The organism is Arthrobacter sp. NQ7 (assembly GCF_029581595.2).
In the GTDB taxonomy this organism is placed as follows: Bacteria; Actinomycetota; Actinomycetes; order Actinomycetales; family Micrococcaceae; genus Arthrobacter; species Arthrobacter phenanthrenivorans_B.
On the sequence record NZ_JARFXU020000011.1, the window covers coordinates 90,323 to 104,072 of the forward strand.

Below are 13,750 nucleotides of genomic sequence, written 5' to 3' on the forward strand. Positions count from 1 at the left end.
ATCGACTGCTGAGTATTTGTCGTTTTGAGGCCCGAAAACGACAAGTACTCAGCAGTCGATGAGTCAATCCTCGCTGTGCAGCTCACGCTGGCGCGCGCTGAGCATCTCAAGCTCGGGGCGGCCGGCCACGAAGCGTTCGACGGCGTCGAGCACCTCCACGAGGTGCCTGCGGTCAGCTGCCACCAGCCCCACCCCCAGCTTCGTGCGCCGGTACTGGTTCTGGTCCCCCACCTCAGCGACGGAGACCTCGAAACGGCGTTTCACGTCAGCAACGAGCGGCCGCACGACCGAGCGTTTCTCCTTCAGGCTGTGCACGTCGCCCAGAAGAATGTCGAACTCGATCCAGCCGATCCACATGGCACTGGCCCTTGGTTATTCGATGGTGAGTTCACCCATGAGGTCCCACCCGTCGCCGTCGAGCTGCCGGCTGATGATCCTGGGTGTTTCGGCGAGGGCCTGCGGCATATCCGCCATGGCCTTCTGGAAGTGTGCGCTGTTGACGTGGTCGCCGGCGGCATCGTCCTTGAAGGCCTCCACCAGGACGTACTCGTTGGGGTCGTCGAGGCTGCGGGACCAGTCGAACCACAGGTTGCCTGGCTCCTGCCGGGTGGCTTCGGTGAAGTCCGCCACCAGGGCGGGCCAGCGCTCGGCCCACTCGGGCTTGACCTTGAACTTGACGACGATAAAGATCACTGGGATGTTCCTTCCGCGGCGAGACTGCGTGCCCCTTCAATGTACCGGGAAGTAACGTGGCGCTGCGCCGCGCGGGTGACCACACCGCCGGCGGCGTAGAACCAGTTGGCTGGCCTGCTGAACGCCCGGATCCGCAGCCACACTTCCCCCTGGCCGTTGATCTCCACTTCGAAGGACTCCTCCCCGCGGGCGGGATGGCCGGGCAACGTTCCGTAGCCGAAGCCGGCGGATTGGGGAACACCGTCCGGCAGGGGTTCGTGCACCCACACCACCTGGCAGGGGGCGGGCAGGCGGAACGGCCCGACGCCGAATCCGCTCACCACGCGCGCCCCGGGCACCGCCCTGGGTGAATCGGCGCGGACCCGGAGCCCTGCCCGCCGCTGCAGCTCCCAGCCCAGGATGCCGTCAGCAACCCGCCGGTAGAGGTCCAGTCCGTTCCCCAGCCGGGCCTCCTCGAGGATGCGGCTGTACCCTTCCGGGGCGAGGCCGTGTTCTGTGCCGCCCACGTCCGGGTAGTCCAGCCCGGCCTCCGTCTGTTCCCTGTCAGTCATTGCGGCCTGCCCTTTCGAACCGCGCCCAGCCCAGTTGCTCCTGCTGTTTCCGGCTCAAGCCGGACACCACCAGGTCGTACGAGTCCTCCACCATGTCGCGGATCATCCCATCCGGCAGCGAGCCGTCCAGACGGACTCCGTTCCAGTGGGTCTTGTTCATGTGCCATGCGCCGGTGATCGCGGGATGGACCGCGCGCAGCTGAACCGCCAGGGCCGGCTCGCACTTGAGGTTCACGTAGAAGTCGTCTTTGTCCATGGAGGACAGGGCAAACAATTTTGCCTCGTGGCGGGCTCCACCGGCGGTGCTGGCGCGGACCTTGAAGACCGAAGTCTCGGGTCCGAAGGGAAAATCCTCGTATGCGCCGGGAAACGAAAGGCAGATCCTGCGCAGCGCATTTGGGTCCATAAGGGAAGCCTATAAACAGGACCTGCCCGGTGCTAGTCTGCGAGGATGTCACGCGATCAGGGAGCCATACCTGTTCTGGATCTGAGTTCCGCACGGCAGCCCTACGGGACTTTCAGTGCCGGGTTTATAGAGCAACTGCGGCATGCCACCCACGATGTCGGGTTCTTCCAGGTCACGGGATATGGCGGACGGCCGGGCCAGGCAGAGCACCTACTGGACATCGTCCGGCGCTTCTTCGACCTGCCGCTCGAGGAGCGGCTGAAGCTCGACAACCGCTTGTCTCCCCACTTCCGCGGCTACACCCGCATGGGCACTGAGGTGACGCAGGGTCGGGCAGACGCACGGGAACAGATCGACTATTCGCCGGAACGTGAACCGGTCAGGGACTATCCTGCGGACCAGCCCTACTGGCTTCTGCAGGGCCCCAACCTCTGGCCTGACGACGCCTTACCCGAGTTGAAACCCGCGGCCATGGAATGGGCGGACCTCATGTCCGAGGTAGGGATGGAACTCCTGCGCGCTATCGCTGTGTCCCTGGAGTTGCCGGAGGACTACTTCGACGAACCCTTCCAGGGCACTCCCGCCTGGATGGGCAAGCTGGTGCACTATGTGGGTGGGGTGGTGGAGGCGGCCGGAGATCAGGGCGTCGGGTCGCACGCGGATTACGGATTCGTGACCCTCCTGCTGCAGGACGAAGTGGGCGGCCTCGAGGTCCTGCCGCCGGGCACCAGCCAGTGGCTGCCCGTGGAGCCGCTCCAGGGCGCGCTGGTGGTCAACCTCGGCGAGATGCTGGAGGTGGCCACGGAGGGATACCTTGCCGCCACCATCCACCGCGTGCAGGCCCCGCCGCCGGGCGTGGACCGGTATTCGGTTCCGTTCTTCTGGTCGCCCCGCCTCGACGCCGTCATTAAGCCCGTCCCGCTGGCGCCCGGGCTGAAGGCAGCGGCCCGTGGCATCACCGACGATCCCGACAATCCGCTGCTTGCGTCATTCGGCCTCAACATGCTCAAAGGACGCATGCGCGCACACCCGGACGTCACCGAACGGCACTATCCGGACATGGTGAAGGGCCGGACCCGGTGAAGCGCTAAAGGTTGTACTTCCAGGCAACTTGGGCAGGACAGGCGTTGACCACCACGTCCAGGCCTGCCGCCTTGGCGCGTTCCACCGCGGCTTCGTCCATGACGCCCAGCTGCATCCATACCGCCTTTGCCCCGACGGCAATGGCCTGGTCCACCACCTCGCCCACTTTCTGCGAATTCACAAAGCAGTCCACGACGTCGATGGGCTGCTTTTCCGCCGGGATGTCACCGAGGGTGCGGTACCCGGTTTCGCCGTGGACGGCATCCCCGCGGAGATTGACTGGAATGATCTCCATGCCCAACCTGTCACGGATGAACAGCGAGACGTCGTAGGCCGACCGCCACTCATTGGTGGTCAGGCCGACGATGGCCCAGCGGCCTTTGGTCCGGAGGAGGCGTTCGATGACTGCGGGATCGTTCGTGTGGCCCATGGGATCAGCCTACGCTGCAACTTGTCCAACAACGCGGGCCCGCCCACGCGCACCCGTTTGGCTGGATACCGGCTATTTCGCCGGGACTGCGTTGGTGCGGCCATTCCCCGGGCCGTCGCCTTGTCCTGCACCCTGTGGCGGGCTCTGGGCTTGGCCTGCATTGTCCGCGGAGCCGGCATTCTGTGCCGGAGCCCCGGGGTCCAGTCCGCCTGCCGGATTTGGTTCAGGCGTCCTGGCGCCACCCGGCACGGCGGGCGCACCGGTCCCCGCAGCGGCGCCGGTTCCAGCTGCCTCCGCAGGCGTTCGGTCACCTGTGGACGGTCCCGCAAGATCCTTGCCGTTCCCGGTTGCGGCATCCATGGTGGAGGATGCGGCGGAGCCGGCCGCGCATGCTGCGGCGCCGGTGCCGTGCTTAAGCGGTCCGGCGCAAACCGGGGCGGCAGGCACGCCTGATGGATCCCGCAACAGCCGGAAGGCATGGCTTCCGGCGCGGACAGTGCCACCAGGCGCGGCTGCTGATGCGGCACCTGCCGGTTCTGCGCCGGCTGCCGGATCCGTGGCACGGTAGCCGGGGGCAGCGGGCGCCGCGGTGGCAGGCCTGTTCCATGGCGCCCATTCCTCCAGCAGGTGCTCCACGCCATTGTTTCCGGAGACCGTGGAGGTCGCGGCCACCCCGCCAACGCCCAACCCCATCCCGGCCACCAGGACCAGGCCAAGGGCGGTGGGACGGTGACGGCGGCGCCGGCGGCGGGCCAGCTCATCCCCGGGCTGTTTGGCGGGGGCAGGCTCTCCGGCCCTTGGCGCGTCTCCTGTTTGAAGCAGCGCCGCCAGGTCACCGGAAGGTTCCGGCGCCGGCAGGGCCGCCAGGGAGCCCAGCGAGAGCAGGACGCCGCGGAGTTCCACGTCCTGGCCGAGGCCTGCGTCCTGCAACATGCCATCGACACGGGTGGCGAGGTTATCGGAAGCGGATGTCATGGCGCGAGATACTCCTTCACTGCCGCAAGGTCCCGGAGTTTCAATAGGGCGCGCCGCTGGAGCTGTTTCACGGCACCGGCACTCTTATTCATGGCCTCCGCTGTCTGTTCAAGCGTCAGGCCGCCCACCAGGCGCAGCGACAACACTTCGCGCTGGTCAGCGGACAGTCCATCCAGGAGCTCCAGGACTTCCCCCGGCGAGATGCGTTGCAGGGCTTCGTTTTCCGCCGAGGTGTCCTCGCGCTGGTCAAGTTCCGGCTCGAACGGCAGCTTGGCGGGGCTCCGGCTCTGGCGTCGGTGGTCGTCCACCATCCGGGCGTGGGCAACGGAAAAGATAAAGGTACGCAGACCGCCCTCCCCGCCATGGACAGTGTCGAGCCGGGGCAGGACGGACAGGAACACTTCCTGCATTGCCGCCTCCGGATCCTCGACTCCCCGGGCCGTGAGATAACCCAATACCTGTGACGCATATGTCTTGTAGACGAGGCTGAAGGCAACGGTCCCGGTTACCGACCGGTCCTGGGCCTCATCTTTCTGGGCATCGGTCACTGACGTAGGACTTTCCGTCAAAGAAGGTGTTGGCTAGGCAGGCGTTCAGTACATCCGGAACGCTGCCCCCACTTTACCCTCCGGTAACCACCGGAGGTGGTACCGCCACAAGCCCGCCGAAAGACAAAAGAGCCGGCCTGGAACGTGATGGGGGACAGGTTCCAGACCGGCACTTCATAGAGGTAATCGCTGCGCACTGCGAAAGGGTTACGCGTTTTCAAGAACTTTTTTGAAACCAGCTTTTTCGTTCGTCAGCGGGCCGCTGCCCGGGTCCACCGCGGTGCCGTCCCCTGCCGTCGCGGCACCTTCGCCAGGGGGAAGGTATGCAGCCTGCCGGGCATCCGTTCCTCGCCGCAGGCGGGCACGACGGCGGGGGGCACGTCGGCGGGTGCGTCGGCGCCGCCCAGGGGTACGGCCGCGGGACGGACCGGAGCCCCTGCGGGACAAAGATCAGTGACCAGGCCGGTCCCCGCGCATTCGCGCACGGCAGCGATTCCGGCGGCGAGCGCCTGTTTGTCCTGGTACGGTCCGGAAACCGCCACCACGGCGCCGTCCGGCGCCAGCAGCCGGAACCGGAAGAGGGAATCAGCGTCAACGAAAGCTTCGAATTTTCCGGCCATGACGGTCCTTCCTTGGGCACCAGGGGGTACCAAAGAGTCTGGCCGCGACGGCGGCGACCCCACAAGGCCGTTCACGTTAAGCCTGTGTAAATTGCTTTCCACCCCGCCACGGCAAGCGGCAGGCCACCCGTGGAAGGTGGCCTGCCGCCGTCGTGATCCTGCTGTGGAGGAGCGTGTCAGTCGTTGATGAGGTCGTTCACCACGATGGTCTGGTCCCGGTCCGGGCCCACACCGATGGCGGAGAACCGGGTGCCGGAGAGCTTCTCCAGCGCCAGGACGTAGTTCCGGGCGTTTTCCGGCAGGTCCGCAAGGGTGCGGGCACCGGTGATGTCCTCGGTCCAGCCGTCGAAGTACTCGAAGATGGGCTTGGCGTGGTGGAATTCGGTCTGCGTCATGGGCATCTCGTCGTGGCGCACACCGTCGACGTCGTAGGCCACGCACACCGGGATCTGCTCGATGCCGGTGAGTACGTCCAGCTTGGTGACGAAGTAGTCCGTGAAGCCGTTGACGCGCGAGGCGTGGCGGGCCAGGACGGCGTCGTACCAGCCGCAGCGGCGCGGGCGGCCGGTGTTCACGCCGAACTCGCCGCCGGTCTTTTGCAGGTAGACGCCCATCTCATCGAAGAGCTCCGTGGGGAACGGGCCGGCACCAACACGGGTGGTGTAGGCCTTGATGATGCCGATGGAACGCGAGATGCGGGTGGGGCCGATGCCCGAGCCCACCGAGGCGCCGCCGGCGGTCGGGTTGGACGAGGTGACGAACGGGTAGGTGCCGTGGTCGACGTCCAGGAAGGTGGCCTGGCCGCCCTCCATCAGGACCACCTTGCCTTCGTCCAGGGCCGAGTTCAGGACCAGGGTGCTGTCGATGACCAGGGGCCGGAGACGCTCGGCGAAGGACAGGAAGTACTCCACGATCTCGTCCACCACCACGCTGCGGCGGTTGTAGACCTTGACCAGGAGTTCGTTCTTCTGTCGCAGCGAACCCTCCACCTTCTGGCGCAGGATGGATTCGTCAAAGACGTCCTGAACGCGGATGCCCAGGCGGGCCACCTTGTCCATGTAGGCGGGGCCGATGCCGCGGCCGGTGGTGCCGATGGCCCGGCTGCCCAGGAAGCGTTCCGTCACCTTGTCCAGGACCTGATGGTACGGGGCCACCAGGTGGGCGTTTGCGGATACCCGCAGCTTGGACGTGTCGGCACCGCGGGCCTGGAGTCCGTCGATCTCCTGGAAGAGTGCCTCCAGGTTCACCACGCAGCCGTTGCCGATGATGGGGACGGCATTGGGGCTGAGGATGCCTGCCGGCAGCAGCTTGAGTTCGTACTTTTCACCGCCTACGACGACGGTGTGCCCGGCGTTGTTGCCGCCGTTGGGCTTGACGACGTAATCAACACGGCCGCCCAGCAGGTCGGTGGCCTTGCCTTTTCCTTCGTCGCCCCACTGGGCTCCTACGATCACAATTGCTGGCATGGGATCCTCCCCCATTCGTTCGGACTGCCCGCGTCCAGCCACCAGGTGGCGGGCCCGTGCAGCGCCGTTCATGAGAATGCCCCGAACAGACCGGCCTTCGCCAGGCCGCGTTGCGGCGCAGCGACGCAAGAGTTCGGGGGCTCTTACCACCCAAGTTTAGCGGATTGGGCACTTTGTCCAGCGTGTGGCCCGCCGCGGTCCCGTGGATAACTGGACCGCGGCCGGCCGGAGACGCCTACTCGTCCTCTGCTTCCCCCGCAGGCCGCGAGGTCTGCTCGGCGAGCGTGTCCCAGAAGGAGGTGTCGGCGCCGGCAATGGATCCGTCCGCGATCGCTGCGGCGGTCGATGTCAGCGTGGTGACTGTCTGCTTGATCAGGTAGCCGTTGCTGCGCTGCCCAAGGGCGTAACCGTCCAGGTAGTGGTCCGACATCCCGCGCATCTCGAAGAGGAGGGTGGCGATGCCGTACTCCACGGCAATGCCGTTGCGGCTGATGGTCTCGGCGCTGCCGCCCTGGTACTTGCCCAGATGGCCCCAGCCGGTGGAGTCGACGTTGTTGAAGACCACAGCGCCCAGCTGCTTGGATTTTTCGACGACGGCGGGGTCGGCGTTGGGTGTGGTGGGATACAGGATGGAGCCGGACACCAGCTTGCCGTCGCGTTCCGCACGGGTGACCTGGTGGTGCAGGTCGATCATGTAGTCGATCCGGTATTTGCGCATCACGTTGTTGTGCAGCGCCTGGGTTTCCGGCTGGACCTTGGCCACATGGTCGCGGTTCAGGTCCACGCCCTCCGCGTTGTAGCGGGTGAGGTGCCGGTCCCCCTTGGCGAGGTAGTCATCCAGCGAAAAGTTCACGTCCCCCATGGCGCCGTCCGCGTTGAGCATGGGCACCACCAGGATGTTCACACCTTTGAGGATGTCCGCGGATTTGCCGGTCCCCAGGTGCTTGATGAACTCCATCGCGCCCTCGGTGGTCAGCTGCTCGTTGCCGTGCTGCTGGGTCAGGTACAGGATGGTGGGCTTGGCCGGGTCCGAGATGTACTTGACCAGGTGGATGTCCCGGCCTTTGACGGTCTGGCCGATGACTTCGAGCTCCATGGCCGGCTGCCTGGCGTCCTGGTCCTTCAGGAAGGAAACCATCTGGTCGTAGGTGGCCAGCTTAGAGGTAGTGATCTGGCCGTTGTCGCCGTAGCTGGGCCCTTCCCCCACAGCGTGGGCCGGGGCGGCTGTGGCAACAACGGCCAGCGCCAAGGCTCCTGAAGCGGCAAGGGTCCTGAAAGTAGCCAAGGATTTCTTCACGTGCGGTACCTCTTTCGAGTGCATTGGGTGCGTCCAGCCGCCATGTCCCCCATTGCGGGCTGTGACAGAAAGCCAACCAAGGAAACTACTTTTGGTCAATTACATTGACAAAAATTGTTTACTTCTTATTTTCAGCGGCAGCAGGGCTAATAACGGTTAATAACGGAAGAAAGTTCCCGCGCGCCGGCGCAAATTACGAAGGCCGGTAACCAACCGGCCCAGCGGAAGAAGTGCCAAGCGAAAGACTCAGTAATTCCGGATCATTAATCAGGCCAATCCTTACAGCCGACACTTTGTATTCCCCTGCTTTGGCTGACACATCAGCGGGTTTTACCCCGGGCCAGGGCCGGTCAGGCTGAACGTTGACATGGATGGACACCAGGGCGCCCACTGAATCCAGAATGGCCCCGGCATCGGCGCGGGCGCCCGCAATGAGGGGTGCCAGTGCCGTGTCCAGATTGGACACCGCTGCGCTCAATGGCACCACAACGGAGGTGGTGACAGCTCCCAAAACCGCCCCCACGAGGTTGCTAAGCAACGGCGTAAGATCCAGCCCGACGGCGGTGATAGCGGGCTGCACTGTGCCCGCCCGGTATTGCCCCACGGTTCCGGCGATCTGGATATCGGTGCTCCCCAAGACAGTGCCAACCAGCGGAACTTCAACACTCGCCTTAACGGTCGCCGATACTGTCACAGCATCGACTGCGGTCCCAAGCCGCGTGGCGACCCGTGCAAGGAGCGATCGAACGTCTTCCTGCAACTGCGTGATGTCGGCCTGCGTCAGAACCACCGGAGTGTTCGGGGGCCGCCCCTTACTCAGCGCAGCCGCGCCGGGAAGCCTGGCCAGATCTATCGTCAGGCGGCCCGTGTCAAGGCTGAGCGTCACAGCGCCTTGGGTCTGCGGCTGTTCAAGCAGCGCACGGACCGGACTGAGATCTAGGCCTACGACGGCGGCGGTTGTTGTGGTCCTGACAAGGCCCAGAGATCCGAGCGCCTCCTGCACTCCGGTATTCAGTGCACTGATGAGGTTGCTCTGCAGATCCTGCAGCGTAGGCACGCCAACAAGCGCGGTGTTCGTTGCGTCCATGATCGTACCGGCGGCGGGGACATCCGCACCCAGGTCAAGGCTTGCCACCCCGTACTCCCTTGAGAAGCCTGGGGACGCGGCCAACGCAGGCCAGCCGTTGATCATGCCGCATGCCTGGACCGACGCGGAGGACGCCACGGCACCTACGTCGAGGGTTACGCCAGCCAGTGACGCGGGAACGATATTTCCCAGCGAGATTGCGGCCGCCTGCGGCGCGGTGGCAGCCCCGGCTGCAGTTCCACCCACGTCCACGGCCCCGGACTGGTCGGTGACGAGCCCGGCTGCAGCACGGGCTTGCCCGCTGTCCAGGGCCTGGGCCCACTGTGTGTAGGTGCCCAGGCCACCCACGGGGAGCCCCAGGCCCAGGCCCACCGTCACCGGATTAGTGCCAAGGGCCGTGACAGGCAGCTTACTGATGAAGGCGTCCGGAACGCCTGTCACCGGAGTAGCCGTGAGCGGCAGCGGTGACGCCGCACCGTCGGCGTTGGTAACGGTGAGACCCTCAACTCCGGCTATGGAATTCAGGTTCGTGCCCAGGACGCTCCCCGTGAGCTGGGTGGCCGATGCCTCGCCGCTGAAGAGCGTGTTGGTGGCACAGTCCCCCGGAGAGCCAACGCCTACGCTGCCGGTGGCCCACTCGTTGTCCACCCACGCCGCCGTGGTGACCGTGGCGGTCGCCACCAGGGAAACCGCAGCCGCCGCTGCTATCGCCAGGGAGGTGCGCGGATTCCTGGCCGCGCGGTGACGCAGGTTCCTGCGTGGGGCTGTCATGATGTTCTCCCGGTCCGGGCCCTGGTTCGGCGGCCGGCCGCCACGGCCGCCGCGCCCAGGAGCAGAAGGCCGCTGCCTGCCAGCAGTCCCTGGAGCACCGCTGCCCCTGTGTTCGCCAGCGGTACTGGCGGCCGCTTCGCCGGCGGGGTCACGGCGTCGTCATTGCCTGCAGCGGTGACTCCAATACCCAAGGTCAGTGATGTGTCCCGCGGATCCTGCGAACCCCCAGGCCGGGACAGGATGAAGCGGAGGTAGGGTGAAGTGCCGCCGCGCAGATCCCGCAAGGGAACCAGCACATCCTGCCGGTGTTCGGCCAGCGCCACCGGCGCTATGCGCGGTGTGGACCCGGTGGGACAGCGCAAATCCCCGCCCAGGCCGCTGCTCCCCTGCCACTGGACATCGCATTCGTCCACAGAAACCAGGTAAGTGTTTGTGCCGGCGATCCCGCCATCAGCAGTCAACTGCAGGGTCGACTGACCGCTGGGCTGGTCCACCGAAACGCCAATCTGCCAAGTGAAGGACTCCCCTGCTTGAAGCGCAGGAAGGGCCAATGGATACACCGACGAAGAAAGGGAAAGGAAACCTGCCGCTCCCGTCTCCGGAACCGGCACCAATGGTTCGTCAGCCACCGCTGCGACGGGCGCAGCGGTGGCCAGCAGAACTGCGATAACCCCCGCGGCTCTTGCGACGTGCCTGAAGCTGGGTCCCGCCATGTCAATTACGACCTTACTGTTGTGGTTTCGCCGGGGGTTCGTCGTCGACCTCCACCTGGCCAGTTGCACCATGCCGCGGCCAGTAGGCCCATGTCACCAGCATCGTCACAGCGAGCGTTGCTGCGCCCAGGAACTCCGGCCCCCGTGAAGCCATAACCCAGGCTCCTAAGCCGGGAACAGTGAACAGCACCTTCTGGGCCGTGGCCACCTCGTAGGGCAAAGGGTCATCCGACGTGTTGGCGTCGCCGCGAAGCCTTAGCGATGCGGTGGCCCCCTCCACACTGGGCGGGTCAACTGCCACCACGCGGTGGGTCACGAGGGCGGTCGCCGCTTCCCGGCGGACCGACACGACGTCGCCCGGGACGAGATCCTTGGCGGTGACCTGCACGGTCAGGGACAGCGCTCCGACCGGATAGAGCGGCTCCATCGATCCTGTGCGGAAAACGATGAAGGACGCCTTGAAGAAAAAGCCGAGGACCAGGCAGAGGATGCATGCCAGTCCCAGCAGGGCAACGAGGGAAAGCAAGACCTCCCTGAGCCCCCTGGCCGCGCCTCGAACAGCCGGCGGGACCCGGGTTCCGGAGGGCACGCCCGCCGCCCGGAACCCGGACTTAGGCATGGCCAATATCCGCCCCACCCGGGGTGCTACGGCAGGCCTACAGTGCTTGAGAACTTCCAGAGCGGGACGGTCTTCATCCCCTGCAGCGTTGCCGGGGCATCCGTGGGAAGGGTCAGGGCAAAGCACACATCCACCGCGGTGCCACTGTTCACGTTGTCACCCTTGGGCAAGTTGATATTTGTCGCTGCCCCGGGCACGGAAATGGTATTGAGATTTGAGCCTGCCGGCACGATGTTTCCGTTCTGTACTGAACTAAAGCCGGTGGCGTTGCATGAGGACCTGGGTACACCCTGCTTGGCCTCGTAGCGCAGGGCCGTGTAGAGCTGGGAGGAGTTGGTGACGCTGTCAATCGGAAGTAATTGAGCTGCCTCCGTCAAGCTGGCAACCAGGGCTTCGGAGCCCGCTACCGCCCGCAGCTGCATAGGCGCGTATACGGTGCTGCCGGGCACCAGATCGTCCGCGTTGACACTGAAGGTCAGCGCTCCACCGGGACGAAGCTCTTGATCACTCCACGCTTCGGTGCCGCCGGTGCCGCTCCAGGTGTTCTGCTGCATCTGGTACACCTTAGTGCCCGGGCCGCCGCCGTTTTCGCTCTGGCCGAAGACCCACTCGTTATCCGTCCACGCAGCCAGTGTGAAGGCCGCGCCGATCCCCAAGACAAGCCCGCCGGCAAGAATGGCGCGGACTTTATTAGCTTTTTGCGAGCGCGGCTTAGCGCTGGTTGATTCAACCATGCTTTCCCCCAAATTAGAATTAAACCCCGAACGGTAAGAACCGGGACACGGGTATGGGGGATTATCGGTATTTCCCCCAAAAGACCGATGTTTCTACACCATCATTACTTACTAATTAAAGTCAAGTCGGTGTATTAAATGTTATCAACGGCCGCTTTCCCGCGGTTGAATGGGGCGGACCCGCTGCCCCTGACGGCGCCGCGCCACATTCTGAAACCGATTTGCCCCGCCGCCTTGCTGTCGCTTTAGGTGGGAGTGAACCATCCGGAGCGGCCAAGAGACCTGGCTCAGTGACGCCGCAGCAACCACGGTCCGGCAGCACAGCCGCCGGCCGAAGGTGCTACTGCCAGGACCGATGGAAAGGAACCCAGCATGTCTTTGAACACCGATCACATCCGCGTAACCCACGCCGGCTCGTTGCCCCGGACGCCGGAGCTTATCGCGGCCAACGCCGCCAGGGAGGCCGAGGGAATTACCCCGGGGTTCCTGGAACTCCTCGAAGGTTCCGTGGTGGACGTGGTGCAGCGCCAGAAGGACCTGGGCATCGACATCCCAAATGACGGCGAGTACGGGCACACCATGTCCAGTTCCGTGGATTACGGTGCGTGGTGGAACTACTCCTTTGCGCGTCTGGGCGGCCTGGAGCCGACGAATGTGGACCGCTGGGCCGATGCGCAGGTGCACCGCTCTTCCCCCGGCAACATCGTCCTGACCTCCTTCCCGGACCGCCGGGACCGGCAGGCGTTCAACGAGGCCTACAACGACCCCTCCTCCGGCATCCTCACGCACCGCAAGAGCGTCGCCCAGCCCAAGATCACCGGGCCCCTGACCTACACCGGCCAGGACCTGGTGGCATCGGACGTCCGGAACCTGAAGACCGGACTGGCTGCGGCCGGGCTCTCGGACGGCTTCGTTGCGTCCCTCTCCCCCGGCTCCTGCGCGCGGCTGGCCAATGAGTACTACAAGACGGATGAGGAGCTCGTCTACGCCTGTGCCGATGCCATGCGGGAGGAATACAAGGCCATTATCGATGCCGGCCTCACGGTCCAGCTCGATGATCCGTCCCTGGCCGAAAGCTGGGACCAGATCAACCCCGAACCGTCCCTGGAGGACTACCTGAAGTTCATCCAGCTGCGCGTTGAGGCCACCAACTGGGCGCTGCGCGACCTCCCGCAGGAACAGATCCGCCTGCATGTCTGTTGGGGTTCCTGGCACGGCCCGCACACCACGGACATCCCCCTTGCCGACATCATCGGGTCAGTGCTGCAGGTCAACGCCGGCGCATACTCCTTCGAAGCAGCCAACGTCCGCCACGAACACGAATGGCGGGTATGGGAGGACACCAGGCTCCCCGAGGGCAAGGCGATCATCCCCGGCGTCGTTTCGCACGCCACCAACGTGGTGGAACACCCTGACCTGGTGGCAGACCGCATTGTCCGCTTTGCCGACATCGTGGGCCGCGAGAACGTCGTCGCCTCCACCGACTGCGGCCTGGGCGGCCGCGTCCACCCGCAGATCGCCTTCGCCAAACTGGAGGCCCTGGGCGAGGGCGCACGCCGCGCCACCAAACATCTCTGGTAGCACTGAAGCCCGAAACGCCGGCTGTGCCTTCCATCACCGGAAGGCACGGCCGGCGTTTCGCTTCCCGCGGCTTGCTAAACTGGACAAGGCCGGCCAGGAGCCGGCCCACCCCAACCAACCGCCACCGACATGACGCGCGCCCGCGTGCCCGTTTCGGTGACGGCAGCAATGCCAAT

16 protein-coding genes and 1 riboswitch are annotated in these 13,750 nt (G+C 65.3%); of the genes, 2 read left to right on the plus strand and 14 right to left on the minus strand.

The window, feature by feature from the left end; translation table 11 throughout:
* Positions 1-63: 63 nt before the first annotated feature.
* The 4 genes from PUN71_RS13095 to PUN71_RS13110 are packed head-to-tail and all read right to left on the minus strand — an operon-like array spanning position 64 to position 1,650.
* Complete coding sequence (locus PUN71_RS13095; protein ID WP_277798768.1) at positions 64-357, minus strand: DUF503 domain-containing protein; 294 nt, start codon at positions 355-357, stop codon at positions 64-66.
* A 15-nt stretch (positions 358-372) separates the two neighbouring features.
* Positions 373-693: a putative quinol monooxygenase gene (locus PUN71_RS13100; protein ID WP_043451178.1), complete on the minus strand. Its 321-nt coding sequence runs from the start codon at positions 691-693 to the stop codon at positions 373-375.
* Positions 690-1,244 carry a DUF1990 domain-containing protein gene (locus tag PUN71_RS13105; RefSeq protein WP_277798769.1) on the minus strand — a complete coding sequence of 185 codons (555 nt, stop codon included), beginning with the start codon at positions 1,242-1,244 and terminating at the stop codon, positions 690-692. The genes PUN71_RS13100 and PUN71_RS13105 overlap by 4 nt, the downstream gene beginning before the upstream one ends.
* The gene (locus tag PUN71_RS13110) at positions 1,237-1,650 is read right to left on the minus strand and encodes an MmcQ/YjbR family DNA-binding protein (protein ID WP_043451181.1); all 414 of its coding nucleotides are present in this window, start codon (positions 1,648-1,650) and stop codon (positions 1,237-1,239) included. Before PUN71_RS13110 ends, PUN71_RS13105 begins: the two co-directional genes overlap by 8 nt.
* A gap of 45 nt (positions 1,651-1,695) precedes the next feature.
* Between PUN71_RS13110 and PUN71_RS13115 the strand changes: the two genes are divergently transcribed.
* Complete coding sequence (locus tag PUN71_RS13115; RefSeq protein WP_277798770.1) at positions 1,696-2,733, plus strand: isopenicillin N synthase family dioxygenase; 1,038 nt, start codon at positions 1,696-1,698, stop codon at positions 2,731-2,733.
* Between the two features lie 4 nt (positions 2,734-2,737).
* On the opposite strand, the gene PUN71_RS13120 is transcribed toward PUN71_RS13115, so the two are convergent.
* From PUN71_RS13120 to PUN71_RS13165, 10 genes are all read right to left on the minus strand, one after another.
* Positions 2,738-3,163, minus strand: coding sequence for a CoA-binding protein (locus PUN71_RS13120; RefSeq protein WP_277798771.1), 426 nt, complete (start codon positions 3,161-3,163; stop codon positions 2,738-2,740).
* Between the two features lie 72 nt (positions 3,164-3,235).
* Positions 3,236-4,138, minus strand: a complete 903-nt coding sequence (locus PUN71_RS13125; RefSeq protein WP_277798772.1) for a hypothetical protein — start codon at positions 4,136-4,138, stop codon at positions 3,236-3,238.
* Complete coding sequence (locus PUN71_RS13130) at positions 4,135-4,686, minus strand: RNA polymerase sigma factor (RefSeq protein ID WP_277798773.1); 552 nt, start codon at positions 4,684-4,686, stop codon at positions 4,135-4,137. Before PUN71_RS13130 ends, PUN71_RS13125 begins: the two co-directional genes overlap by 4 nt.
* Positions 4,687-4,937: 251 nt before the next feature.
* Positions 4,938-5,306, minus strand: coding sequence for a YegP family protein (locus PUN71_RS13135; protein WP_277798774.1), 369 nt, complete (start codon positions 5,304-5,306; stop codon positions 4,938-4,940).
* A 176-nt stretch (positions 5,307-5,482) separates the two neighbouring features.
* On the minus strand, positions 5,483-6,772 hold the full coding sequence (locus PUN71_RS13140) for an adenylosuccinate synthase (protein ID WP_043451331.1): 1,290 nt from the start codon (positions 6,770-6,772) through the stop codon (positions 5,483-5,485).
* 235 nt (positions 6,773-7,007) lie between these two features.
* Complete coding sequence (locus tag PUN71_RS13145) at positions 7,008-8,093, minus strand: M14 family zinc carboxypeptidase (RefSeq protein WP_277798775.1); 1,086 nt, start codon at positions 8,091-8,093, stop codon at positions 7,008-7,010.
* Positions 8,094-8,262: 169 nt separating this feature from the next.
* A complete protein-coding gene (locus PUN71_RS13150) occupies positions 8,263-9,927 on the minus strand; it encodes a choice-of-anchor G family protein (protein ID WP_277798776.1) in 1,665 nt (554 codons plus the stop codon).
* Positions 9,924-10,421, minus strand: a complete 498-nt coding sequence (locus PUN71_RS13155) for a hypothetical protein (RefSeq protein ID WP_277798777.1) — start codon at positions 10,419-10,421, stop codon at positions 9,924-9,926. Before PUN71_RS13155 ends, PUN71_RS13150 begins: the two co-directional genes overlap by 4 nt.
* 232 nt (positions 10,422-10,653) lie before the next feature.
* Positions 10,654-11,166 carry a S24/S26 family peptidase gene (locus PUN71_RS13160; protein WP_277798778.1) on the minus strand — a complete coding sequence of 171 codons (513 nt, stop codon included), beginning with the start codon at positions 11,164-11,166 and terminating at the stop codon, positions 10,654-10,656.
* A gap of 119 nt (positions 11,167-11,285) precedes the next feature.
* On the minus strand, positions 11,286-11,993 hold the full coding sequence (locus PUN71_RS13165; protein ID WP_277798779.1) for a SipW-dependent-type signal peptide-containing protein: 708 nt from the start codon (positions 11,991-11,993) through the stop codon (positions 11,286-11,288).
* 257 nt (positions 11,994-12,250) lie between these two features.
* Positions 12,251-12,355: riboswitch (SAM riboswitch) on the plus strand.
* 10 nt (positions 12,356-12,365) lie between these two features.
* Between PUN71_RS13165 and PUN71_RS13170 the strand changes: the two genes are divergently transcribed.
* Entirely contained in the window at positions 12,366-13,574 is a 1,209-nt protein-coding gene (locus PUN71_RS13170) for a cobalamin-independent methionine synthase II family protein (protein ID WP_277798780.1), read from the plus strand.
* Positions 13,575-13,750: the final 176 nt, after the last annotated feature.

Bases quoted from the DNA above. Each gene is read 5' to 3' on its own strand.
- PUN71_RS13095 (WP_277798768.1), bottom strand. From the start codon at position 357: ATGTGGATCGGCTGGATCGAGTTCGACATTCTTCTGGGCGACGTGCAC.
- PUN71_RS13105 (WP_277798769.1), bottom strand. From the start codon at position 1,244: ATGACTGACAGGGAACAGACGGAGGCCGGGCTGGACTACCCGGACGTG.
- PUN71_RS13110 (WP_043451181.1), bottom strand. From the start codon at position 1,650: ATGGACCCAAATGCGCTGCGCAGGATCTGCCTTTCGTTTCCCGGCGCA.
- PUN71_RS13115 (WP_277798770.1), top strand. From the start codon at position 1,696: ATGTCACGCGATCAGGGAGCCATACCTGTTCTGGATCTGAGTTCCGCA.
- PUN71_RS13120 (WP_277798771.1), bottom strand. From the start codon at position 3,163: ATGGGCCACACGAACGATCCCGCAGTCATCGAACGCCTCCTCCGGACC.
- PUN71_RS13125 (WP_277798772.1), bottom strand. From the start codon at position 4,138: ATGACATCCGCTTCCGATAACCTCGCCACCCGTGTCGATGGCATGTTG.
- PUN71_RS13135 (WP_277798774.1), bottom strand. From the start codon at position 5,306: ATGGCCGGAAAATTCGAAGCTTTCGTTGACGCTGATTCCCTCTTCCGG.
- PUN71_RS13140 (WP_043451331.1), bottom strand. From the start codon at position 6,772: ATGCCAGCAATTGTGATCGTAGGAGCCCAGTGGGGCGACGAAGGAAAA.
- PUN71_RS13145 (WP_277798775.1), bottom strand. From the start codon at position 8,093: ATGCACTCGAAAGAGGTACCGCACGTGAAGAAATCCTTGGCTACTTTC.
- PUN71_RS13150 (WP_277798776.1), bottom strand. From the start codon at position 9,927: ATGACAGCCCCACGCAGGAACCTGCGTCACCGCGCGGCCAGGAATCCG.
- PUN71_RS13165 (WP_277798779.1), bottom strand. From the start codon at position 11,993: ATGGTTGAATCAACCAGCGCTAAGCCGCGCTCGCAAAAAGCTAATAAA.
- PUN71_RS13170 (WP_277798780.1), top strand. From the start codon at position 12,366: ATGTCTTTGAACACCGATCACATCCGCGTAACCCACGCCGGCTCGTTG.